This is a genomic window from Longitalea arenae (assembly GCF_016924755.1).
Taxonomy (GTDB): domain Bacteria; phylum Bacteroidota; class Bacteroidia; order Chitinophagales; family Chitinophagaceae; genus Niastella; species Niastella arenae.
This window is the reverse complement of sequence record NZ_JAFFJX010000004.1, coordinates 502,710-524,873: the sequence shown is the minus strand read 5'-3', so window position 1 is coordinate 524,873 and position 22,164 is coordinate 502,710. Positions and strand designations below refer to the sequence as shown.

The 22,164-nt window shown below is 44.9% G+C and carries 21 protein-coding genes and 1 riboswitch; of the genes, 14 read left to right on the top strand and 7 right to left on the bottom strand.

Features of this window, described 5'->3' with window-relative positions; genetic code table 11:
- Nucleotides 1-605: group II intron maturase-specific domain-containing protein (locus JT717_RS12780; RefSeq protein ID WP_305068076.1), on the top strand; the 605-nt coding region annotated here is incomplete at its 5' end.
- Between the two features lie 121 nt (nucleotides 606-726).
- On the opposite strand, the gene JT717_RS12775 is transcribed toward JT717_RS12780, so the two are convergent.
- The 3 genes from JT717_RS12775 to JT717_RS12765 all read right to left on the bottom strand — a co-directional run bounded on the left by JT717_RS12775 (nucleotide 727) and on the right by JT717_RS12765 (nucleotide 3,717).
- Complete coding sequence (locus JT717_RS12775; protein ID WP_205510859.1) at nucleotides 727-1,515, bottom strand: T9SS type A sorting domain-containing protein; 789 nt, start codon at nucleotides 1,513-1,515, stop codon at nucleotides 727-729.
- A 654-nt stretch (nucleotides 1,516-2,169) separates the two neighbouring features.
- Complete coding sequence (gene mdh / locus JT717_RS12770) at nucleotides 2,170-3,099, bottom strand: malate dehydrogenase (protein ID WP_205510858.1); 930 nt, start codon at nucleotides 3,097-3,099, stop codon at nucleotides 2,170-2,172.
- Between the two features lie 114 nt (nucleotides 3,100-3,213).
- On the bottom strand, nucleotides 3,214-3,717 hold the full coding sequence (locus tag JT717_RS12765; protein WP_205510857.1) for a TlpA family protein disulfide reductase: 504 nt from the start codon (nucleotides 3,715-3,717) through the stop codon (nucleotides 3,214-3,216).
- Between the two features lie 163 nt (nucleotides 3,718-3,880).
- On the opposite strand from JT717_RS12765, the gene JT717_RS12760 reads away from it, so the two are divergent.
- The 5 genes from JT717_RS12760 to accC all read left to right on the top strand — a co-directional run bounded on the left by JT717_RS12760 (nucleotide 3,881) and on the right by accC (nucleotide 9,037).
- Nucleotides 3,881-4,258: a BlaI/MecI/CopY family transcriptional regulator gene (locus JT717_RS12760; protein ID WP_205510856.1), complete on the top strand. Its 378-nt coding sequence runs from the start codon at nucleotides 3,881-3,883 to the stop codon at nucleotides 4,256-4,258.
- A 118-nt stretch (nucleotides 4,259-4,376) separates the two neighbouring features.
- Entirely contained in the window at nucleotides 4,377-6,200 is a 1,824-nt protein-coding gene (locus JT717_RS12755) for a M56 family metallopeptidase (protein WP_205510855.1), read from the top strand.
- Between the two features lie 152 nt (nucleotides 6,201-6,352).
- Nucleotides 6,353-6,919, top strand: coding sequence for an elongation factor P (gene efp, locus JT717_RS12750; protein ID WP_205510854.1), 567 nt, complete (start codon nucleotides 6,353-6,355; stop codon nucleotides 6,917-6,919).
- A 173-nt stretch (nucleotides 6,920-7,092) separates the two neighbouring features.
- On the top strand, nucleotides 7,093-7,590 hold the full coding sequence (accB, locus tag JT717_RS12745) for an acetyl-CoA carboxylase biotin carboxyl carrier protein (protein ID WP_205510853.1): 498 nt from the start codon (nucleotides 7,093-7,095) through the stop codon (nucleotides 7,588-7,590).
- A gap of 109 nt (nucleotides 7,591-7,699) precedes the next feature.
- Nucleotides 7,700-9,037 carry an acetyl-CoA carboxylase biotin carboxylase subunit gene (gene accC / locus JT717_RS12740; RefSeq protein ID WP_205510852.1) on the top strand — a complete coding sequence of 446 codons (1,338 nt, stop codon included), beginning with the start codon at nucleotides 7,700-7,702 and terminating at the stop codon, nucleotides 9,035-9,037.
- 71 nt (nucleotides 9,038-9,108) lie between these two features.
- Here the strand turns inward: accC and JT717_RS12735 are convergent, their stop codons facing one another.
- Nucleotides 9,109-10,338: a 4-hydroxy-3-methylbut-2-enyl diphosphate reductase gene (locus tag JT717_RS12735; RefSeq protein ID WP_205510851.1), complete on the bottom strand. Its 1,230-nt coding sequence runs from the start codon at nucleotides 10,336-10,338 to the stop codon at nucleotides 9,109-9,111.
- A 269-nt stretch (nucleotides 10,339-10,607) separates the two neighbouring features.
- Here JT717_RS12735 and JT717_RS12730 point away from each other — a divergent pair, with 269 nt between their 5' ends.
- Nucleotides 10,608-11,879, top strand: a complete 1,272-nt coding sequence (locus JT717_RS12730) for an alpha-amylase family glycosyl hydrolase (RefSeq protein ID WP_205510850.1) — start codon at nucleotides 10,608-10,610, stop codon at nucleotides 11,877-11,879.
- A 90-nt stretch (nucleotides 11,880-11,969) separates the two neighbouring features.
- Here the strand turns inward: JT717_RS12730 and JT717_RS12725 are convergent, their stop codons facing one another.
- Both JT717_RS12725 and JT717_RS12720 read right to left on the bottom strand, forming a co-directional pair.
- Nucleotides 11,970-13,466, bottom strand: coding sequence for a Do family serine endopeptidase (locus JT717_RS12725; RefSeq protein ID WP_205510849.1), 1,497 nt, complete (start codon nucleotides 13,464-13,466; stop codon nucleotides 11,970-11,972).
- A 268-nt stretch (nucleotides 13,467-13,734) separates the two neighbouring features.
- Nucleotides 13,735-14,733 (bottom strand): acyl-CoA reductase, encoded by a 999-nt coding sequence (locus JT717_RS12720; RefSeq protein ID WP_205510848.1) that lies wholly within the window; start codon nucleotides 14,731-14,733, stop codon nucleotides 13,735-13,737.
- Between the two features lie 146 nt (nucleotides 14,734-14,879).
- Between JT717_RS12720 and JT717_RS12715 the strand changes: the two genes are divergently transcribed.
- From JT717_RS12715 to JT717_RS12685, 7 genes are all read left to right on the top strand, one after another.
- On the top strand, nucleotides 14,880-15,227 hold the full coding sequence (locus JT717_RS12715; protein ID WP_205510847.1) for a 4Fe-4S dicluster domain-containing protein: 348 nt from the start codon (nucleotides 14,880-14,882) through the stop codon (nucleotides 15,225-15,227).
- Nucleotides 15,228-15,506: 279 nt separating this feature from the next.
- A complete protein-coding gene (locus JT717_RS12710; RefSeq protein ID WP_205510846.1) occupies nucleotides 15,507-16,502 on the top strand; it encodes a D-alanine--D-alanine ligase in 996 nt (331 codons plus the stop codon).
- A gap of 149 nt (nucleotides 16,503-16,651) precedes the next feature.
- Nucleotides 16,652-17,449 carry a PASTA domain-containing protein gene (locus JT717_RS12705; protein ID WP_205510845.1) on the top strand — a complete coding sequence of 266 codons (798 nt, stop codon included), beginning with the start codon at nucleotides 16,652-16,654 and terminating at the stop codon, nucleotides 17,447-17,449.
- Nucleotides 17,450-17,468: 19 nt separating this feature from the next.
- Nucleotides 17,469-17,777, top strand: coding sequence for a rhodanese-like domain-containing protein (locus JT717_RS12700; protein WP_205510844.1), 309 nt, complete (start codon nucleotides 17,469-17,471; stop codon nucleotides 17,775-17,777).
- A 195-nt stretch (nucleotides 17,778-17,972) separates the two neighbouring features.
- On the top strand, nucleotides 17,973-18,773 hold the full coding sequence (locus JT717_RS12695) for a PASTA domain-containing protein (RefSeq protein WP_205510843.1): 801 nt from the start codon (nucleotides 17,973-17,975) through the stop codon (nucleotides 18,771-18,773).
- Nucleotides 18,774-18,825: 52 nt separating this feature from the next.
- Nucleotides 18,826-19,077 carry a hypothetical protein gene (locus JT717_RS12690; RefSeq protein ID WP_205510842.1) on the top strand — a complete coding sequence of 84 codons (252 nt, stop codon included), beginning with the start codon at nucleotides 18,826-18,828 and terminating at the stop codon, nucleotides 19,075-19,077.
- Nucleotides 19,067-19,360 (top strand): hypothetical protein, encoded by a 294-nt coding sequence (locus tag JT717_RS12685; RefSeq protein ID WP_205510841.1) that lies wholly within the window; start codon nucleotides 19,067-19,069, stop codon nucleotides 19,358-19,360. The genes JT717_RS12690 and JT717_RS12685 overlap by 11 nt, the downstream gene beginning before the upstream one ends.
- 57 nt (nucleotides 19,361-19,417) lie before the next feature.
- Here the strand turns inward: JT717_RS12685 and JT717_RS12680 are convergent, their stop codons facing one another.
- Entirely contained in the window at nucleotides 19,418-21,850 is a 2,433-nt protein-coding gene (locus tag JT717_RS12680) for a TonB-dependent receptor (RefSeq protein ID WP_205510840.1), read from the bottom strand.
- 120 nt (nucleotides 21,851-21,970) lie between these two features.
- A riboswitch (TPP riboswitch) is annotated at nucleotides 21,971-22,074 on the bottom strand.
- Between the last annotated feature and the right edge of the window lie 90 nt (nucleotides 22,075-22,164).

Genomic DNA, 22,164 nt, shown 5'->3' with positions numbered 1-22,164 from the left:
ATGTAAGATACGCTGATGATTGTAGTATTTATGTTAAGAGCAAACGTTCCGGGGATCGAGTAATGGAAAGCATTACCCGCTACATAGAAAAGGAACTGAAACTTGTAGTAAATACGGTCAAGAGCAGTGTAACACGTCCTTGGCAGATGAAACTGCTGGGTTTTACTTTTTACCACCGTAAAGGTGAAAAGGGTATTAGCGTTCACCGTAAGAGCATAGCCTCTTATAAGGACAAAGTTCGTGCAATTACATGCCGAAGCAAACCTTATAGTATGTCAGTGCGACTGGATCGCCTGCGCCAACTAAACCAGGGTTGGGGTCACTACTTTAAACTAAGCGATGCAAAATCGGTGTTTGAAGAACTAGACAGTTGGGTAAGAAGTCGCATCCGGCTATGCTACTGGCAGCAATGGAAAAAGCCTCGCACTCGAATTAAAGAACTAGCAAAGCTTGGCATCCCAGCGAATCAAACCTATCAGTGGGGCAATACCCGCAAAGGCCAATGGCGAACTGTTCACAGTCCTATTCTGCTTAGAGCGCTTAATAACAGCTACCTAAAGAAAGAAGGCTTCACTAGTCTAACAGACATTGTAAAGCCTTCCTAAAACTGTTTATGTTTAATGAACCGCCGTATGCCGAACGGCACGTACGGTGGTGTGAGAGGACAGTAAGGGAAGTAATCCCTTACTTCCTACTCGATAAAACTGGTAAAAACTAACTATCAAACTATTGCACAAAAATTTTCTGCACGATGTCTCTTTGCCTGTCCTGGCCAAGCACCCGTACAAAACAAATTCCTTGTGCGGAATTATTTAATGGAATATCTATTCTGCCTGTTTTGCCATTCAGGTTTTGCATCTGTAATACTTTTCCCTGCGAGTTAACGATCTGGAGCTGTTTGAACGAGTCGTTCAGGTAAACGCTTACCATACCGGCATTCACGATGGTAGGAAAAACGAAGTTTTGGGTAGCCCTGGTGGCTGCTTGCGACAGGATGGGCGAATAATCAAAGTTCCCTGCCTGATTCACCATTCTGATGCGATAAAAGATGCGGTCACGGGCATTGACCGGGTAATGCCTGAATTCATAAATTCTTCCATTCAGGTAATTGCCTGCAGGTAAAGTGCCGGCCTTTTGAAAGTGAATAGCATCCGTGCTGTATTCTATTTCATACAACTTCAGATTATCCGGTTCCCAGCCAGCGCGCCAACGGATCGCGATACCATCGTTAGCGGTAGGTGTTAGGTATAGTTCGCGCATGGCTACCGGTTCAGGCAGTTTGTTATTACCGCTGGCCGTTTCATATACAAACTTTGTTTGCTGACGGGGATTTATAGTACTTTCCTGGCTGTTTTCGTTGGGGATGATCTTCCCCACATTCCTTGGAATAAAATCCGCTTTCGGCTGATCGGGCGCCGTTTGGGCCTGAACCACGTTCATACCTGTTATATTGCTTAGCAACAGCATAGCTGTTAAATAAGCTGTCTTACAACACCAATGGTACACCTGTTTCATAGTGTGCTCTTTTTAAATGAGTAAACTGTTTTAGTTCCTTGCTTGTGTTGGTGCTTCTCAGGTATTATGATTCAAAACTGGTGCCGGGGAAGGGAGGGAGCAGTTGGCAAGGGGTAATAGGCAATGGGCAATAGGGCAATGGGCAATGGGCAAGGCGCCCTAATAGGTATACATAACTACTACAGTCGGCATTTATGGAAAAGCAATTGGCAGTTGGCAAGGGGCAATAGGCAATAGGCAAGGCACCCTAATAGGTATACATAACTACTATAGTCGGCATTTATGGAAAAGCAATTGGCAATTGGCAGTTGGCAAGGGGCAATAGGCAATAGGCAAGGCACCCTAATAGGTATACATAACTACTATAGTCGGCATTTATGGAAAAGCAATTGGCAATTGGCAGTTGGCAAGGGGCAATGGGCAATAGGCAAGGGCACCTCATTGATATACTTAACTACCACAGTAGGCTTCATGTTTTATGGAATAAGCACTTGCAATGCGTTAAGAGAGTAGGAAGGAGGAAGTCGGAAATGAATTGGAGGCAGATAGTGCATCTGACAAATCTGATTTAAGATTTAGAGATTTTGTGATTTGCTCAGGTTGAACTTTCTGATCAATCTCAAAATCCCTAAATCGTAAAATCTGAAAATTTTATTAAAGCGTCTTCAGTACATCGTTCATGCTTCTAACGGCATCGGCGCTTTTATTGAAGAGCGCTTGTTCCTCAGCATTCAAACCGAAGTCAACGATCTTTTCCCAACCGCTTTTTCCGATGATAACAGGAACACCCAGGCAAATATCTTTTTGACCGTATTCGCCATCCAGTGAAACGCAGCAGGTAAATAATTTTTTCTGATCGCGTACAATGCTTTCAACCAGGGCTGCTCCGGCTGCTCCGGGTGCATACCAGGCGCTGGTGCCAATGAGTTTGGTAAGCGTGGCGCCACCAACCATTGTATCAGCCACTATTTGTTTTTGTTTTTCTTCGCTCAGGAATTTAGTAACCGGTACACTGTTCCAGGTTGCCAGGCGAATCAGCGGGATCATGGTAGTATCACCGTGACCACCTACCACTACTGCATTCAGGTCGGCAGGGCTGCAACCCAGGTGCTGGCTCAGTTGATATTTAAAGCGGGCGCTATCGAGCGTACCACCCATACCAATGATCCTGTTCTTTGGCAAACCGGTAGCGGTTAAAGCCAGATAGGTCATGGTATCCATGGGGTTACTGATAACGATAATAATGGCATTGGGAGAGTGTTTCAGAATATTTTCGGCAACGCCTCTTACGATACCGGCATTGGTTCCGATCAGTTCTTCGCGTGTCATACCCGGTTTGCGGGGTAAGCCTGATGTAATGACCACTACATCGCTGCCGGCAGTTTTGCTGTAATCATTGGTACTACCAGTGATGCGGGTATCAAAGCCCAGTAAAGCGGCTGTTTGCATCATATCCTGGGCCTTACCTTCGGCCAGGCCTTCTTTAATATCCAATAATACCAGTTCTTCAGCCAGTTCGGCCCGGGCGATATTATCAGCGCAGGTAGCACCTACTGCACCGGCGCCTACAACAGTTACTTTCATCAGAAAAAAATTTAAGGTGTTGAGCTAATTTTTGCGCAAAAATAGGGCGCGAAGAAAGAATATTGATTTTTATTTATCACTGCCAGCGCAATTGTTCCCAAATTCGAAATAGAACTACTTGCGCTTGAAGGCTGCCAGCAATTTATCAATCTTCACATTGCCCTGGAAAGTGGTCACCAGTGCCCCGTTTTTATCATATAATGCCTGAAAAGGCAGGTTTTGGATCTTATAAAAAGGCGGCAGGAAGAATTTTGTATCGCGGCCCAATTTAATATTGGGATAGCTGGCGATCTTTTGCTCATTGTAAAAGGCAACCATTTCCTCGAAAGGCTGGTAAGTGACCATGATGATCTGGTATTTCGACAGGTCCTTCATCCGTTTCTGCATATCGGCCCACTGGTGTTTACAATGGTCGCAGTCAGGGCTGAAATACATAATGATGGTAGGCTGGTGTTTGGCCAGATTTTCCTTAGATAGAGTGGTGCTGTCTACCTGTAAAATATGGAAAGGTGGCAGGGTAGGAAAACGTTTATAGGCCGGACTATCAGGCGGTAAAGATTGCGCCGATGCCAGTTTTGCCGTAAAAGCCAGAACTAAAACTAAAAGCCGGTTTTTCATCTCTATGATTTGTTGTTTATCGCCCCGACAAATTTCGGGCCTCCAATTTATTTTTCTCAAAAATAGCAGTAAATGAACACGATAGACAGGCAGCAGGTTCATTTAACAAAAAAAGATTTGGTTTATTACGAAGTATTCGTAGATTTACGAAAACTTCGTAGATATGGAAAAGTTGACCATACAGGAGGAGCAGGCCATGCAGGTGATCTGGAAAACCGGGGACGGCAATATCAAGATGTTCCTGGAAAATATGGATCCCCCGCAGCCGCCCTATACCACCCTGGCTTCAACTGTCAAGAACCTTGAAAAGAAAGGACTGCTGCAAAGCCGTCTGGTGGGTAACACCTATATGTACAAACCGGCTATTACAGAAGAAGAATACAAGAAGCATTTTATGAGCGGGGTGGTGAAGGATTATTTTGATAATTCGTACAAACAGCTGGTTAATTTTTTTGTAGAGCAAAAGAAGCTCAGCCCGAAGGAACTGAAAGACATTATTGAGATGATTGAGCGCGGAGGCGATAAAACCAGAGAGAAGTAAGAGGTAGAAACTAGCAATAAGAGATGTATTATCGCCCTCTTACTACACTTAGCCTCAGGCTTCGTACTTCACACATCGCCTTCATGCCTCGCCTTCAAATCACTCCAATACAAACACGATGCTACAATACATTATTAAATTATCGATCAGTCTTACCATCGTTTACCTCTTCTACCAGCTCTTCCTGCGGCGCCTCACCTTTTACAATTGGAACCGCTGGTACCTGCTGATCTACTCGATGGTCTGTTTCGTCATTCCCTTTATAAATGTATTTACCATAATAATACAGCAACCGGCTTTACGGGAATCGGCCTTTATCAGTTACATTCCTGCCATTACCCAAATGGCCGGTACCGATGGCCCTGCCGTTGCCCCGGGCGCCAGCGGTACCAGTTGGATGCAGATAACTATAATGATAATTGCTGCCGGCATGTTGGTGATGATCGCCCGCTTGCTGATCCAGTATTATTCATTGTACAAAATGCGGTCGAAAGCCGTGCTGCTGTACGACGATAAAGTGAAACTGTACCATATCGACCAACCGGTAATGCCTTTTTCATTTGGCCGTGGCATTTATGTTAACCAGCACCAGCATAGTGAAGATGAACTCAAAGAGATCATTCGCCATGAATTCATTCACGTAAAACAACGGCATTCAGTTGATATGATCTGGAGCGAAGTATTATGTATTCTGAACTGGTACAATCCCTTTGCCTGGTTATTGCGGAACGACATCAGGCAGAACCTCGAATTTATTGCCGATCAGCAGGTCTTGCAAACCGGTTTAGACCGCAAACAGTACCAGTACCTGCTATTAAAAGTTGTTGGAGTCAATTCATTTAGTATAGCCACCAATTTTAATTTCTCATCCTTAAAAAAAAGAATAGCCATGATGAACAAAACAAAGAGTGCCCGCGTGCACCTGATCAGATTCCTGTTCCTGTTGCCTTTATTGATGGTAGTGCTGTTGGCATTTCGCAATGCTACCCAGCAGCAAAATCAGCAGCAGCCTTTGAACGTTTCGGTAACCGATACGGTACCGGCAGCTGTAAAAACACCGGCTGCATGGAAAAACGTCGTTACCATTGATGTCACCGATGAAAAGAAGGTTACGCTTCGCTTAAAGAATGGAAAGATTGAGCAATACGATCTCAACGTTCCCAAAGAGAAAGAAGCATTTGAGCGGCAATACGGGGCTTTACCCGAACCGCCTGCACCGCCCGCAGCGCCTGCTGTACCTTCCCGTGACGACAAAGAATTACCAGAAGCGCCGGAAGCTCCCGAAAAGCCTGAAAATATGGAAGCGCAGGAATTGCCTGAAAGACCAGAAACGCCAGAAGCGCCGGAAACTGCGGGCGTTCCTGCACCACCGGCAGCACCAAAGCCACCTGCAGCTCCCGAAAAAGTTACCATCCATTTCCAGGATTGCCTGAATAAAAAGGGATACTGCATAACGGTTGCCGACAATTATGGCGAATGCGTTGTGATCGTAAAGGACAGGAATAAAAAGATCGTGGAAGCCATTACGCTAACTGACTGGCAGAAAGACAAAAACTATGAAGAAAAATATGGCGAAATACCACAGGTACCGGTGCGTGTAAAAAAGGTAAGCAGCCAACCAAAAGCAAAGTCAATAACCTTAACAGAGGTAAAACCGGTAACCGAAGTGCAACTGAAAGAAGTGAGAATAGACGCAAAAAGCGCCGTTGATGCGACTCCGGCGGTTAAGGTAACACCGGTAACCGAAGTGATCGTTATCAATAACAAAACAGAATCAAAGACTGCCGTAAGCACAAAGGCTGCGGTTAAGGCAAACAAGGTGATCGAGCTCGAACTGCAGCCCGTTGAAGTAAAGAGCGTCACAACTGCTGGCGCTGAAAAGCCAAAAGCAGCAGCTGAGCCCCAAAAAAGCAGTTCCGGGCAACCTGCACAGGAACAATAAACAGGATACCTGACCTGAATAGCGCCCAACAGCCACCTCTGCCCGGTTTTTTATGAAAACTGACCATTTTGCAACCTGCCAATTTTGCCATAATTTTGCTCCCACTTTTTAGAACTGTACTTGTTTTTTGACTTTTGAAATTTTTATCATTTATGGCAAATACCTCAGATATCAGCCGCGGCATGATTCTTAAATTGGATGGAAGTTTATACACAGTGGTTGAATTTGGCGAAAATAAAACTGCCCGGGCTGCTGCCAAGGTATGGGCAAAACTGAAAGGCGTTGATAATAGCCGTAGTATTGAAAAGACCTGGAACAGCGGCGATACCATTTACCCGGTACGCGTTGAGCGCAAAACCTTCCAGTTCCTGTACAAGGACGACACCGGTTTCAATTTCATGGATAATGAAACTTTCGAGCAGATAGCCCTCGCCGAGAACCTGGTGGATGCGCCCCAGTTCCTGAAAGAAGGCCAGGAAGTTTCTGTGCTCATCAATACCGAAACCGAGCAACCGATGAGTGTGGAACTGCCTGATAAAATTGTGGTGAAAGTGACCTATAGCGAACCGGGTGTAAAAGGGGATACTGCCACCCGCACCCTGAAACCTGCGACTGTTGAAACCGGCGCCACTGTTAACGTTCCCCTCTTTGTTAACGAAGGTGAGCTGATTCGTATAAATACGAAGACCGGTGAATATGTAGAAAGAGTAAAAGAATAATACCAGTATGTACGTTATAACGGGACAATGGAACTTAAATCCATTGTCCTCTTTTTTTGTAAGAACCCCAATGCCATTTTAAAAAAAACGGTTTTGGATAAATTTAGTGTGTAATCCTTATCTTAGCCGCCTGTTCTACAGGACTTAAAACGACAAACTAAAATTTTTAACAGATGGATTTTAAACAAATTCAGGAGTTGATCAAAATGATCAACAAATCAAATATTGGGGAAGTGACGATAGAAGAAAAGGGATTTAAACTAACCATCAAGCAAAAAGAAGAACCGGTTCAGAATGTCATTGCAGCTCCTGTACATACTGCTCCTATGATGACTGCTATGCCACAGCAAACTGCGGCTACTCAACCTGCTGCCCATGTTACTGCCCCCCCTGCAGAAAAACCAAAAGCTGCAGACGCCGTTGCCGACAACCTGATCACCATCAAGAGCCCAATGATAGGTACTTTCTATCGCAGCTCTGCACCTGGTAAACCTGCATTTATTGAAATAGGCGATGATGTTACTCCTGGTAAGGTGGTTTGCATTATCGAAGCCATGAAACTCTTTAATGAAATTGAAAGCGAAGTGAAAGGCCGAATCGTAAAAGTATTGGTAGAAGATGCTTCGCCGGTAGAATACGACCAGCCATTATTCCTGGTAGAACCAGCTTAATTAATTAGCTAATTTGATAATTAGCTGATGTGCTAATGACAAATAATCGACTGCGTTTGCAATTAGCACATTGGCACATTTACATATTAGCACATTATCAATTAAATCCATGTTCAAGAAAATATTAATTGCCAATCGTGGAGAAATTGCCCTCCGGGTCATCCGCACCTGTAAGGAGATGGGCATCAAAACGATTGCTGTTTATTCCACTGCCGATAAAGACAGCCTCCATGTGCGGTTCGCCGATGAAGCAGTTTGTATAGGTAAGGCTGCCAGCTCCGATTCATATCTCAATATTCCGCATATCATGGCCGCGGCAGAGATCACCAATGCCGACGGTATTCACCCCGGTTATGGTTTTTTGGCCGAAAACGCCCGTTTTGCGGAGATCTGCGGCGAGCATAATATCAAATTTATTGGACCCACGCCCGATCAGATCCGCTCCATGGGCGATAAAATGACCGCCAAAGAAACCATGATCAAAGCCGGTGTGCCTGTGGTGCCCGGTGGCGAAGGTTTACTCGAAAGCCTGGAAGAAGCGAAAAGCCTGGCCAAAGACGTAGGTTATCCCATCATCCTGAAAGCTACTGCCGGCGGCGGTGGTAAGGGGATGCGTGTTGTATGGACCGAAGACGAAATGGAAAGGGCCTACAATACAGCTAGGGCCGAAGCTGGCGCCGCGTTCAAGAACGACGGCATATATATGGAGAAATTCGTGGAAGAACCACGCCACATCGAAATACAGGTGGCCGGCGATCGCTATGGAAAGGTTTGTCACCTCAGCGAAAGAGATTGCTCCATTCAACGCCGCCACCAGAAGCTGGTAGAAGAATCTCCTTCTCCCTTCATGACCCCCGAACTGCGTAAACGTATGGGCGAAGCCGCTATCAAAGCCGCTTCTGCCATCGGGTATGAAAGTGTAGGTACCATTGAGTTCCTGGTCGACAAACACCGCAACTTCTATTTCATGGAGATGAACACCCGGATCCAGGTAGAACATTGCGTAACGGAAGAAGTGACCAACTTCGACCTGATTAAAGAACAGATCAAAATAGCGGCTGGCGAAGCCATCAGCGGATTGAACTATGAACCGCAGCTGCATGCCATTGAGTGCCGTATCAATGCCGAAGACCCATATAACGATTTCCGCCCCAGTCCGGGTAAGATCACTACACTGCATCAGCCTGGCGGACATGGGATCCGCGTCGATTCACATGTATATGCCGGCTATGTAATTCCGCCTTACTACGATTCAATGATCGCCAAGATCATTGCCGTAGCCCGTACGCGCGAAGAAGCCATCAATACCATGAGCCGTGCTTTGAGTGAGTATGTGATCGAGGGAGTAAAAACAACCATACCGTTCCATCAGCAATTGATGAAGAACGAAGACTTTATAAAAGGCAATTTCAACACCAAATTCCTGGATACATTTAAAATGGTGTAGCTTCTTTTTAGCCGGCAGGTTGATATGTTGAAACTTTTAAAACGCTTTCAATATATCAACCTGTTTCCTTTTTAGCTTGTCAGCTTTTCCACTTCCGCATTCAGTTTATCTTCCACGCCATAAAAGGATGCCAGCTTGCGGATAACGTTCTCAACTACGGCATCGGGGCAGGATGCACCGCTGGTAATCAAGATCCGGGCAGGATTGCCGGCTGGCAGGTAATTGGCCGCAATATGTTCTTCTTTCGTATGAAAATTATAATGCAGGATATCCTTTGCAGAAAGTAATTTCTCCGGTGAATTGATAAAGTATGTAGGCAGCTGCTGTTCGCACAATTCAGCGAGGTGCGTCGTATTACTGCTGTTATAGCCGCCTACTACGATGGCGATATCGGCCGGTGTTTGCAACATACCGGTAACCGCCGTTTGGTTATCGTTCGTGGCATAACAAAGCGTATCGCGGGTATCGGCAAAGCGCGTCTCAATATTTTCCGGCGTCAATCCATAATGTTGTTGTATGGTTTGTTTCAGGAACTCAGCAATCGCCTGGGTATCGGTGGCCAGCTGGGTGGTCTGGTTCACCACCCCAATACGTTGCAGGTGTTGGGTAGCATCAAAACCCGCTGAGAACCTGCCCGCAAATTCTGTATAAAATTCTTCTGCCTTTTTTTCGCCGGTAATATATTTTGCCAGCTTTTCGGCTTCGTGCATGTCATTCACAATGACTGATGGGGCATTTCTTGCTGCATGTGAAAAAGTGGCCCTGGTCTCTTCATGTTTGGGTTTGCCATGTATAACGATCGTATAACCCTTATTGGCGATCTGCTCACTGCGGTTCCAAACTTTTTCAACAAAGGGGCAGGTGGTATTGTATTTTTCAACCGGAATGCCCAGGCTTTTCAATTTCGATTCTATTTCGAGCGTTGTACCAAAAGCTGGAATGATCACAACGTCGTCGGCCGTCAATTCCTCGAAAGGAATAAGCTGATGGCCATAATTATCCTGCAGAAATTGTACGCCGCGGCTTTGCAGATCGGCATTGACCTGCGGATTATGGATCATTTCGCTTAGCAAAAAGATGCGTTTACCGGGATTCGATTCTATGGTGCGGAAAGATATTTCAATGGCATTTTCTACCCCATAACAAAAGCCAAAATGACGCGCGAGGTAAATATGCAGGGTGTCCAGCGCCAGGAGGGTGGGGGTAAAGTCTTTTTTCATCTTGTCCTGCTGCCTGCGGCTGTTCTTAATAGCCGTGATCAGTGGACTGCGATAGGTAATAGGTACATTAAATGTTTTCATGCCACCGCGAAGGTACGAAGAAGTTGCCGGTTACTGGTTACCAGGCGCCAGGTTAAAGGTTTTGTAACGCAACGCAATGTAGGAACCAGTTACAAGTTACAAGTGCCCGGTTTCAGGATGGAAGCAGAGAAATATCAGCAGTTGTAAGTGCTGGAAAGGTCGACGGTAATCAGAGGGCATGGAAGTTGTTGGACCATGTATCTTGGAACCTGCAACCTGAAACGTATTTATTCCCGTAATTTTGATTAAACCAACCAGGAATGAGATTTATGCAGCGACGATTTTCACCGGTAGCTTGGAGCATTAACAGCAATATTTATGAGGTAAATGTTCGCCAGTACACCCCGGAGGGCACTTTTAATGCCTTCGCCAACCACCTGCCCCGATTAAAAGAGATGGGCATTGAAATTTTATGGTTTATGCCCATAACCCCCATCAGCAAGGAAAAGCGGCAGGGAACACTGGGCAGCTACTATGCCTGTTCCGATTATAAAGCCATCAACCCTGAGTTTGGCACACTGGAAGACTTTCAATCGCTGGTGAAAAAAGCCCACGATCTGGGGTTAAAGGTGATCATCGACTGGGTAGCGAATCACACGGGTTGGGATCATGTCTGGACCAAATCGAACCCCGAGTTCTATAAGAAAGACGCTGAAGGTAAATTTTACGATACCAATAACTGGCACGATGTCATCGATCTTAATTATTATGATCATAACATGCGTGCGGCCATGATAGACGCCATGCTTTTCTGGGTAAAGGAATGTGATATCGATGGCTTCAGATGTGATATGTGCCACCTGGTGCCACTCGATTTCTGGAACCGGGCCCGGGTTGAGCTGGATGCCATAAAGCCCCTGTTCTGGTTAGGCGAGACGCAGGATGTTCCGTATTTACAGGTCTTTGATTGCCTGTATGGCTGGCGCTGGATGTCGGCCACCCAGAAGTATTTCAGGCAGGAAATAACACTTGGCCAGCTGAAAGATGTGCTGAACCATTATACCTATGATCTGCCGGCCGGTACCTTTCCCATGCTCTTTACCAGCAATCACGACGAAAATACCTGGAATGGCACCGAGTTCGAAAAATACGGTGATATGGCGATGCCCCTGGCCGTGTTCAACTTCACCTGGAATGCGATCCCCCTCATGTATACCGCCCAGGAACTGCCGCTGCATAAGCGTTTACCCTTTTTTGATAAGGATGAAATAAACTGGAATGGAACGCCTGCCCTGGAGTCATTTTATAAAACCTTATTACAACTACGCAAACAGCATCCGGCCCTGAAGGCGGGTGAAGCAACTATTCCCCAACTACTCAATACAAACGATCATGAGCGGGTGCTTGCATTTGTTCGCCGGTCTGAAGGAAAGGAATTACTGGTGATACTGAATTTTTCCAGCCAGGAGCTAACGGTTCAGTTGCCGGGCGCTCAGCTACAGGGTAAATTCACCAATTTATTCAGCCAGGAACAGGTGACGGTGAATGGTTCTTTTTCAGCCCAACTGAAAGGCTGGGACTACCTGGTACTTACACGGTAAATGCGCCGGCAGCAAACACGCTCAACAAAATAAAATAAAAAAGCGCCCCGCCTGAACGGGACGCTTTTTCGTTTATAACTATTGCAGTTTCTAGTTGCCTAAGTTAACGATGATCGGATAAACACCTTCATAACCGGGATAGATACCTTCCAGTTTTACACTGCCTGTGCTGCTTTCAAGCACCTTTTTCAGGTCTTCGGTACTAGTGATGTCCTTGTTATTAGCTTTAATGATCACATAACCTTCCTGGATCCTTACTTTGCTAAGAACACCGCGGTTGCTGATCGATTTCACCACCACACCGCCTTTAACGTTCAGTTCTTTTGCGTCTTCCTTGCTAAGGGTTTCCAGCTCGGCGCCTAATTTATCCAGCACAGAGTTCTTTACCATGTCGGTACTGCCGCTTTTATTCTTTAAGGTAATAGAAGCAGTATGCTCTTTGCCTTCGCGCTGATAAGTAAGGGTGATCTTGTCGCCCGGACGATAAGTTGTAATTTGTCCGATCAGATCGGCGCCGCTGACAACCGGTACGTTATTGATCTTGGTGATGATATCACCTTTTTTGATACCGGCGGCTGATGCAGCTCCGCCTTCCCGTACATTCATTACATATACACCACCGTCATCTTTGATACCATTCTGTCTTTTATCTTCTTCGCTTAAGTTATCCCTTGGATATTCAATACCCAGGTAAGCTCTCTGAACAGTACCGAACTTAATAAGATCAGACACGATCTTCTTCACCATATTCACCGGAATGGTGAATGAATAACCGGCATATGCGCCGGTGGGAGAAGCGATCGCTGAATTGATACCGATGAGTTTACCTTCGGTATTGATCAACGGACCACCGCTATTACCGGGGTTAACAGCCGCATCTGTTTGAATGAATGATTCAACAGGGGCATCGCTTTGGCGGCGGTTGATCTCCAGGGTTCTGCCTTTAGCACTGATGATACCTGCGGTTACCGTTGTTTCAAGCGTTAACGGGTAACCTACAGCGAGTACCCATTGACCAACTTTCAGGTCGTCGGAATTACCATATAACAGAAAAGGTAAATTCTTTGCTTCGATCTTGATAACGGCCAGGTCGCTGCTGGGGTCAGAAGCGATCATCTTGGCCTTAAAAGATTTTTTATTGGTCAGGGTTACAGTAATATCATCTGCACCGTCAACCACGTGGTTGTTGGTCACAATATATCCGTCTTCACTGATAATGGCGCCGGAACCGGAAGCCATTTGCGGAATAGAGCGGTATTTATCGCCACCGAAGAAATCATCCAGGTCGGGGAACAGGTCACCGAATGGATTGTTGCGGGGCAGGTTATTGCTTACCGTACGGGTAGCTTTTGTTTTAATGTGAACAGTAGCAGGAATGGCTGCTTCTGCGGCCGCTGAGAAATCAACCGGGCCGTTTTGGCCTACCACGCCGTTAAAACCGGCATAATTTGCTGGAACCTTTCCGGAATCATTTCCATCCTTTTGGTAAACATATGGATCGTTTCTAAATTGGTTATATCCCCACATGGTAACCCCCGTGGTGGCGGCACTGATGAGGACTATAGCCAGAATTTGTTTCCACTTCATAATCGTTATAGATTTAATGAGATTATACTTGTTTCAAAATATATGCCTGACAGCACAACAAATTAACGTCAGGAAATATAGTAAACCAGCGGAATTGATTTTGTTTAACAATTAATTTACTAAAGTCTTCGTACTTCGCTTACCAAATTTACTAAAAGTAAGCATGAAACACTAAAAATGCATACGTTAGCGTGAAAAGTTAAAAATTATTATAAGTAAAACATTGTGTTTCCAGGTGCAAATATTACAGACTGGTATTGACAGTTTTTCACAACTCCAGCAAAAATTTCATGACATCTACTCCATCAGCATAATCGGTAAGTGAAGGATGCTGCGCCTGGCCAAAAGGTACATGCTTCTTTCCAACGATACACTGCACATCGGCATTGGCAGAAAGCGTTGCGCCAGGTTCTTCATCCTTCCTGTAATATTCGAAATTCAGCTGGCTGATCGGGCTGAAGAGCTCTTTATTCTCGTTCAGCAGGATCGACTGGTTGGTCATGTAATATTGCTTATTGAGAATGAGCACAGCCAGTATATAGTCGTAATTGTTCTTGTATTTATGATGGTCAGTGAGGTGGTCGTATTTTTTAAAGGCATTAAGCAATGGAACGAAATCGTATTGCTCGGGCACGTATAGTTTGGTAACGTTCCGGCAGCCTAAACCAAAATATTGATACACATCGTCGGCCAGTTTTTCCAGTTCTTCCGGTGTTTCCTCACCGGTTAAAATGGCTACGGAAGTGCGGTTGCGACGGATGATATGGGGGTATTTGCTGAAATAATATTCGAAATACCGGGCAGAATTATTGCTGCCGGTAGCTATATAGGCATCGCAGTTTTTAAGCATCTCCGAAAAACTGATCAGCTGGCGGGTGGCTTCGTCCCATTCGTGCAATTGCTGCACCAGGTGTTTAATGAGCACATCGTCTTTGGAGGAAGGTTTAATGGTTTGCCGGTGACCTGATATGAAAACGCACAAAAAGTCGTGGAAACCAACCAGGGGGATATTACCGGCCATGACGATACCTACGTTCCTGGGAGCGGTATTTTCGGCCGGGACATTATATTGGCGGGCCCAGGCTGTCAATAAATCCTTTTGTAAAAATGCAAGCGCGATGGTACGGGTAGCCAGGTCAATAAATTCAGGGGTGAACCAGCTGTTCTGCAAATTCGCTTTCTGTTTGGCAATCTGCCAGTTATCGCTATCCTGCAAAATATATTCACCTAACCGGCTTAATAAAACGATTCGTTGTTGTAAATTCATTCCACCTTATATTTGTTGTGCAAAAATAGATGTATTCAATTCATTTGCCTGCTTTTACCTCAGGTTGCTGCCGATGATGCGGCGGCACCGGGTTCAAAACCCGGGAAAAAACAGAAGGGAAGGGCAGGTTTTAAATTCAGTAAGTTATGGCAATAAAAATCACCGAAGAATGTATCAACTGCGGCGCCTGTGAACCCGAGTGCCCGAATAACGCCATATATGAAGGAGGAGTAGAATGGAGGATCGCTGATGGCACTACTGTAAAAGGATCGTATGTTTTAAAGGATGGAACTGTAACTGATGCCGACACTGCCCATGCTCCTATAAGTGTGGATACTTATTATATAGTTCCCAGTAAGTGTACCGAGTGCCAGGGTTTTCACGAAGAACCGCAATGTGCAGCCGTTTGCCCGGTTGACTGCTGTGTACCAGATGAAATGTATGTTGAAACAGTGGAAGAACTGATGGCAAAAAAAGAAAAACTGCACATCTAGAAAGTAAGGAAACCGGACCTTTGTTCCGGAAAAAATATTTGATGCAAGCTGATATTTTTCCTAACTTTCTTTCAGAATAGTAATGTAGCCTTTGTGCTACTTGTAAGTGGCGGGTGATATTTCCTGCCGTATTGAGGTGAAGGATTAACGACCTTCACCTTTTTTATTGCTCTTTTAAGAAGCAAAATCCCACGCCGCCGACTTCCTGCTTTAACCTTTCACCGGTGTGACTTTCCGGTTTAATTTCGTTTATTTGCTAAAAAATTTTCCAACCATTACATGAAACCCAATATTGCCTTTGTTACCGGTGGTTACTCTACAGAAGCAGAAATCTCCTATAAAAGTGCGCTTACTATTGAAAAGAATATCGATACCGATAAGTTCAGCGTATATAAGATTGATATAACTCCCCAGGGCTGGTATTATGATGGCGGCAATGGCCAGAAAATAACCGTTGACCGGAATGATTTTTCCCTCACCATTCATGGCAAAAAAATAACATTTGATGCCGTATTGATCGGGATCCATGGAACACCCGGTGAAGATGGCAGGTTACAGGGCTATTTTGATCTTACCAGATTGCCCTATACCTCTTGTGATTCAGCGACTTCTGCGCTCACATTCAACAAAAGATATACAGTGGCCGTAGCGGCCTTTGCTGGCATAAATGTTGCCAAATCAGTACATATTTTTAGGCACAGTCCGGTTACCCCCGAAGAGATCCTCAGCCAGTTGACGCTGCCTGTATTTGTAAAGCCAAACAATGGCGGCTCGAGCATAGGTATGAGCAAGGTCAATGATGCAGCCGACCTGGCAGGTGCCCTGGAGAAAGCGTTTAAAGAAGATGATCAGGTACTGGTAGAAGAGTTTATCGCCGGCCGTGAGTTCACGATCGGTGTGTTTAAATCACCTAAAGGCATCATCACCCTGCCGATCACAGAAGTGAGATCGAAAAAAGATTTCTTCGACTATGAGGCAAAATACCAGGGAATGAGTGAAGAGATCACACCTGCACAGGTTGATGAAGCGATTGCTGAAAAGGTTCGCAGTGCAGCCAAAAAGATCTATCAATTGTTTAACTGTGGTGGCGTGATACGGATAGATTTCATATACAATGAAGCCAAACAGGCGCCCTTTATGCTGGAAATAAATACGGTACCCGGCCAGAGCGAAGCAAGCATCGTTCCTCAACAGGTGCGGGCAATGGGCTGGACACTGAAGGACTTTTATTCTGCATTGATAGAAGATGCATTGACGAGAAGAAATGGAAAATAAGTTACAGATTCATCAAGCTGATAAGTTGATAAAGAGATAAGATACCGCAGGCAGGCGAAAGAGGGGATAATGGAACCTGAGCGTTAGCGTTTCACGCTTGCCGATACATTGACGAACTAAAACAAACCGATAGTACCTTGTTTAAATTCATGACAGGGAAACCCCTTTGGGTACACATACTAACAGGCATAGGCATTGTTATTTTACTGGTAGTTGTGTTCCTGCAATCGCTTCACTGGATTACGAGGCATGATAAAACCCTTACCATTCCTGCCGTAACAGGTAAGTCATTGGCAGAAGCCCGCCAAATACTGGAAAGCAAAGGCTTTGAAGTTGAATTACAGGATTCAATTTATAACGACACGGCCAGGCCTTTGTCGGTATTGCGGCAGTTCCCGGAAGCTGAAGCGGTTGTAAAAGTAAACCGTACCGTTTACCTCACCGTTAACAAGGCAATAGCACCCCTTGTTGAAATGCCTAACCTGGAAGGGTTGAGCTTTCGCAGTGCCGAGATCTCGATGAATCAATACTCGTTGAAACTGAAAGATACCGTCTATCGCGCCGATTTCGCCAAAAATTCGGTGCTGGAACAACAATACAACGGTGAACGCATTAAGGCCGGAACCAAGATTCCGCAGGGGAGTGAGATCACCCTGGTATTGGGCAGTGGATTGGGCCAGGAAGATTTCAGTGTGCCCGACCTGGTTGGACTAACTTACAATGATGCGAAGGTGTTGCTGGAGTCGAATGGTTTGAATGTAGGGACGGTGATACCAAACATAGATCCGAATGCTTTTGTTGGCCGTCAAAGCCCTGAATACATGACCCCTGATGGCCGGGTAAACCGGATCCGTCAGGGGCAGTCGGTTGACTTGTGGCTGCAGCCCGACAAGCCCGTGAAAGTGCCTGTAGTGCCAGCTCCCGCCGAACAACCACAGCAACCCTAAAAAAATAAAATAATCGTTTATGCAAAATATAACAGTTGAAGAAGTAAAAGAACGTCTTGACAGAGGCGAGCAATTGAACCTGGTAGATGTACGCGAGCCCCATGAGCGCGCTGAGTTTAATATCGGCGGTGCACATATTCCTTTGGGACAGGTGCAAATGATGCAGGTGGATGAGCTGAATAACCTGAAGAATGAAGAAGTGATCGTGTATTGCCGCAGCGGTAACCGTAGCGGACAGGCAGCTATGATCCTCGAAACGCTTGGATTTACCAATACCAAGAACTTGGCAGGCGGAATGCTGGCCTGGCAATCGAAATTTGGTCAATAAGTAAAAGGCAAGTGGTAAATAGCAAGTGGCAGGTAGGGGAAAAACAATTAGGATGTAAAGAATAGCGGATAGGGAAGTGGTAAGTAACGAACAGGGCTTTGGATTAGGAATGGCGGACACACCCCACTAGCCATTTACCATTTACTACCAGCATATATCTGTATCCTGATTTTTAAATTTTAATCAATATCACCTGTGTTTAAATTCATTACCGGAAAACCACTTTGGGCGAATATCCTGCTGGGTATTGGCATTTTGTTAGTATTGTTTTTTCTTTTCTTTCAGTCATTGTCCTGGATCACCCGGCATGATAAAACACTGGCGGTGCCATCAGTAACCGGTAAATCATTTGAAGAAGCCAAAAAGTTACTGGAAGGTCAGGGATTTGAAGTAGAGATACAGGATACTGTTTATAACGATACAGCAGCGCTTTTATCGGTTGTAAAGCAATTTCCCAACGCCGAATCGAAAGTTAAGATGAACCGTACGGTTTATTTGACCATTAACCGCGACGCGGCGCCCGATATTGACATGCCCAAGCTGACCGGACAAAGCTTTCGCAGTGCACAGATCACCATACAGCAACTGAAGCTGAAACTCGAAGACACTATCTATGCGCCTTATTTTGCCCGTGACCTGGTGCTTGAACAACATTACAAAGGGCAACCCATTAAAGAGGGCACCAAAATACCCATGGGCAGCGGCATCGTGCTTGTGTTAGGACGTGGTACCGGTTCAGAGTTATTGGAAGTACCAGATCTGGTGGGACTTAATTTAAATGAAGCAAAAACAGTGTTGGAGGCAAACGGATTTACTTCCGGTACCACGCAGCCGGAAGGCGCTGACCCCAATTGGTTTGTATATAAGCAGTCGCCCGATCACTTCACCCCTAATGGCAATGTAAACCGCATCCGCCAGGGACAAATTATTGATCTTTGGGTACAGGCGGAGAAACCGGTGAGGCAGATGGTGGATAGTGCAAATGCGCAGCCGTAGACCCGGTTTGGAGAAGCATCTTATAAGGAGTAAATTTGTAAAAACCGTTAATATGGGTGCTCCATCATTAGATCATGAGTTTATGCAATATTGGTCAAAACTGACTTTAGTGGAAAAAGAGTCCCTATTAAATGTTGCAAAAAACTACGTGTTGCTTAAAGAGGAAGAAAGTGATCTGACGGAAATCAGGCATAACATTATTCGGGAAGAACGCGAAAAATATCTTAGAGGAGAAGGCGCCTCATATAGCTGGGAAGAAGTAAAACAAATGGCTATAGATAAAGAGAAGAGAAATGGTCTATAACATCGAGATCAGGCCATTAGCGAGGTTCGAGATTTTTGAAGCATTTGATTGGTATGAAGCGCAAAGAGAAGGTTTGGGGCATGAATTTTTGGAAGAACTGGATATGTTCTATAAAAGCTTAATTCGCAATCCTTTCTCGTATTCGTTTTATGAGGAACCTGTTCGACAGGGAAGATTGAAACGATTTCCTTACACAATTGTATTTGAAGTTTTCGACGCTAAAGTAGTTATTTATAGTGTATTTATGATCAGGCAGGATCCTTCAAAAAAGCGGTCTATGTAGAAAAACGAACCCTGCCGGCAACCGGCAGGGTTCGTTTTTTAGCTGGCATTTCACCTCTTACAACTTCACATTCAAACCCACCATGAAATTGGTGCCGGCCATCGGGTAATAAAAATTTTCGGTGATCACAGAGCCACCATATTTATAACTGTAAGTATAACCATTAGGCGCATACTTTTTATTGAAAACATTATTTACCTGAACAATGAAAGTAGATTCCCTGAACAGGGTTTTCCGCAGGGTATAGCTGATCCTTGCATCCTGTACAAAATAAGGATCAAGACTGCGTTTTTCATCAGATGTGTTATCGAGGTATTGACGCCCTGCATATTTTGCGGGCAAACTGATCTCTACATTAGCACAAGGAATAATGTTTAACATAGCTGATGCAACAACAGCCGGTGAAAATGCAATATCCGTATTGCCATGTACGCTGTCTTTTTGTCCTCCAAAATCATAATCATCATAATACTCGGTGAAGTTTTTGATCTGATTTTTACTGAGCGTTATGTTACCAACGGCATTCAGCCAATGCGTAAATCTGATACCTCCCTGCAACTCTATACCCATACGATAGCTGTCGGGAACATTGCTGCGGGTGTACTCGCCAACATTATTGATCTTTCCGGTTAATACCAATTGATCTTTATACAACATATAATAAAGTGTAGCCGCCCAGTTGTAATCACTGGATTTTCTTTCTACACCTAATTCAAAGTCGTGCAGCTTTTCAGGTTTTGGCTGCTGATCCATACCGGCTTCAAAATCGTTTCGGTTGGGCTCTTTATTTCCCTGCGAATAAGAAGCATATAACTGGTAGTTATTCTTTGAATACACCAAACCCAGTTTCGGATTGAAGAAATCCCAGGTATTGCGGAGCATAAGGGTTGGATTATCAGCAAAACCGCCAATATAATACAATACACGACGGTATTGCAGGTCAACAAAACCCTGAAGGTTTTCACCCAATTGCATCTGGTATTTGGCATAGGCATTCACATCGGTTTTATACGCATCGGTATTATACCAATGATAATTATTGGGAATGCCGCCTTTCTCGGACCAGAGCACTTTGCCGAAATGTTTGCCATCGTAACGATTCCAGCCGCCGCCAACGATGAGTTGATTATTGCCTTCTTTGTATTGGAGGGAGAAGATCTGTCCGTAGAAATAGTTATCCAGCCATTTTTGCTGCACCAGGTCGGTTGAGCGTATGGTATCAGTACCAAATATCAGATCATTCAGTCCGTAGTCGCTGTAATTGCTGAGCGGCTTGTATTCTTCATAATAACCCCGGCCGCGGGTTAAAAAGAAAGCTGTATTAACAGCCAATTTGCCATTGAAGTCATGGTTAATGAACAACTGATAATGATCCTGCTGATAGTTATCGGTTTGATTGCTGTACGTGAAATAATTGTACTTCCTTGGATCAGATGCAAAAAGATTTACAGAGTCCTGTGGCGTAACATATAAATATCCAGGCCCCAGATTGTTATAGTAATGGGCCAGCAGGGCAGAGTCATTATTTTTCAGTTTGGCTTCGGGGATCCCATTCCATGCCTGGTAAGTCTTTTCATTGCCTGAGAATACGTTGAGGCGGATCGACGTATTCTTGTTTAAATAAGCGCCTGACAAATAAAATGATTTCAGCGAGCTGGTGGCACGGTCGATAAAGCCATCGCTGGAGATCTTGGAAACCCGGGCATCGATGGTGAAGTGGTTGTTGATCAATCCGCTTCCTGCCTTAACCGTGTGTTTCCAGGTATTGAAGGAACCATAGCTATTATTCACTTCTACATAAGGGATGGTATTCGTTTCGTTGGTGCTTAAGTTAATAGTGGCGCCAAAAGCGGCAGCACCGTTCGACGATGTGCCTACACCCCGTTGCACCTGTATGCTGTTTACAGATGAGGTGAAATCAGGCAAATTCACAAAGAAGGTTCCCTGCGATTCCGCATCGTTATAGGGAATACCGTTAAGCGTCATATTGATACGTGTTGCATCGGTGCCCCGAATGCGGATACCGGTATAACCCACTCCATTACCGGCATCGGAATTAACGATCACAGAAGGGGTTTGATTGAGGATAAATGGCAGGTCCTGCCCCAGATTCAGTTTTTCAATATCTTTTTTAGAAAGATTGTTTTTCGTGAAAGGCGATTTATCCCCGGCGCGGGTAGCTTTTATTTCAACTGGTTGTAAAAAAAGATTCAGCCTTTCGAGCCTGATATCAATTGGATTGCCGGTACTTACCGGTTGATCGATGGCCTGAAAACCCACGGAACTAATGTGCAAAGTATAATTACCCGGCCTGATCTTTTTGAATTCGAAAAATCCGTTTTCATTGGTCAGCGTAGACATTCCATTGTTCAGTTCTACTGTTGCAGCGGCGATAGGCATTGAGGAAGCATCTGTCACTTTTCCAGTGATTTGGGCCAGCAGGCTTTGGGTTAACAACAGATAGCAAATCCCCAAAAGCATTTTTTTCATGTGTAAATCCCCTGTTTTTTATCCCTATGATCTGTGCCTTTTACTTCATTGGCTCATTTCATTGGGATCCTTTTGTTGAAAAAATGGTTTGAGAGAAATGCTGCGAAAGTGAAGCGTAGACAAATATCGAAGCTACCTTCCCTGCGCAGGCATTACCCTGATCAGGTTCTACGGGTATTTCTCAGCAATTGCGCAATGGCGAAAAAGCACCCCGGGAAACTGAAATCTATATTTAAAGAATAGCGCGCAAAGATACGAACATTATTTTTTTTAAGGATATTGTAACATATCGGCTGCTTTGCCCGTTTCACGAA

Coding starts and splice junctions, on each gene's coding strand:
- JT717_RS12775 (WP_205510859.1), bottom strand. CDS start 1,515: ATGAAACAGGTGTACCATTGGTGTTGTAAGACAGCTTATTTAACAGCT.
- mdh (WP_205510858.1), bottom strand. CDS start 3,099: ATGAAAGTAACTGTTGTAGGCGCCGGTGCAGTAGGTGCTACCTGCGCT.
- JT717_RS12765 (WP_205510857.1), bottom strand. CDS start 3,717: ATGAAAAACCGGCTTTTAGTTTTAGTTCTGGCTTTTACGGCAAAACTG.
- JT717_RS12760 (WP_205510856.1), top strand. CDS start 3,881: ATGGAAAAGTTGACCATACAGGAGGAGCAGGCCATGCAGGTGATCTGG.
- JT717_RS12755 (WP_205510855.1), top strand. CDS start 4,377: ATGCTACAATACATTATTAAATTATCGATCAGTCTTACCATCGTTTAC.
- efp (WP_205510854.1), top strand. CDS start 6,353: ATGGCAAATACCTCAGATATCAGCCGCGGCATGATTCTTAAATTGGAT.
- accB (WP_205510853.1), top strand. CDS start 7,093: ATGGATTTTAAACAAATTCAGGAGTTGATCAAAATGATCAACAAATCA.
- accC (WP_205510852.1), top strand. CDS start 7,700: ATGTTCAAGAAAATATTAATTGCCAATCGTGGAGAAATTGCCCTCCGG.
- JT717_RS12735 (WP_205510851.1), bottom strand. CDS start 10,338: ATGAAAACATTTAATGTACCTATTACCTATCGCAGTCCACTGATCACG.
- JT717_RS12730 (WP_205510850.1), top strand. CDS start 10,608: ATGCAGCGACGATTTTCACCGGTAGCTTGGAGCATTAACAGCAATATT.
- JT717_RS12725 (WP_205510849.1), bottom strand. CDS start 13,466: ATGAAGTGGAAACAAATTCTGGCTATAGTCCTCATCAGTGCCGCCACC.
- JT717_RS12720 (WP_205510848.1), bottom strand. CDS start 14,733: ATGAATTTACAACAACGAATCGTTTTATTAAGCCGGTTAGGTGAATAT.
- JT717_RS12715 (WP_205510847.1), top strand. CDS start 14,880: ATGGCAATAAAAATCACCGAAGAATGTATCAACTGCGGCGCCTGTGAA.
- JT717_RS12710 (WP_205510846.1), top strand. CDS start 15,507: ATGAAACCCAATATTGCCTTTGTTACCGGTGGTTACTCTACAGAAGCA.
- JT717_RS12705 (WP_205510845.1), top strand. CDS start 16,652: ATGACAGGGAAACCCCTTTGGGTACACATACTAACAGGCATAGGCATT.
- JT717_RS12700 (WP_205510844.1), top strand. CDS start 17,469: ATGCAAAATATAACAGTTGAAGAAGTAAAAGAACGTCTTGACAGAGGC.
- JT717_RS12690 (WP_205510842.1), top strand. CDS start 18,826: ATGGGTGCTCCATCATTAGATCATGAGTTTATGCAATATTGGTCAAAA.
- JT717_RS12685 (WP_205510841.1), top strand. CDS start 19,067: ATGGTCTATAACATCGAGATCAGGCCATTAGCGAGGTTCGAGATTTTT.
- JT717_RS12680 (WP_205510840.1), bottom strand. CDS start 21,850: ATGAAAAAAATGCTTTTGGGGATTTGCTATCTGTTGTTAACCCAAAGC.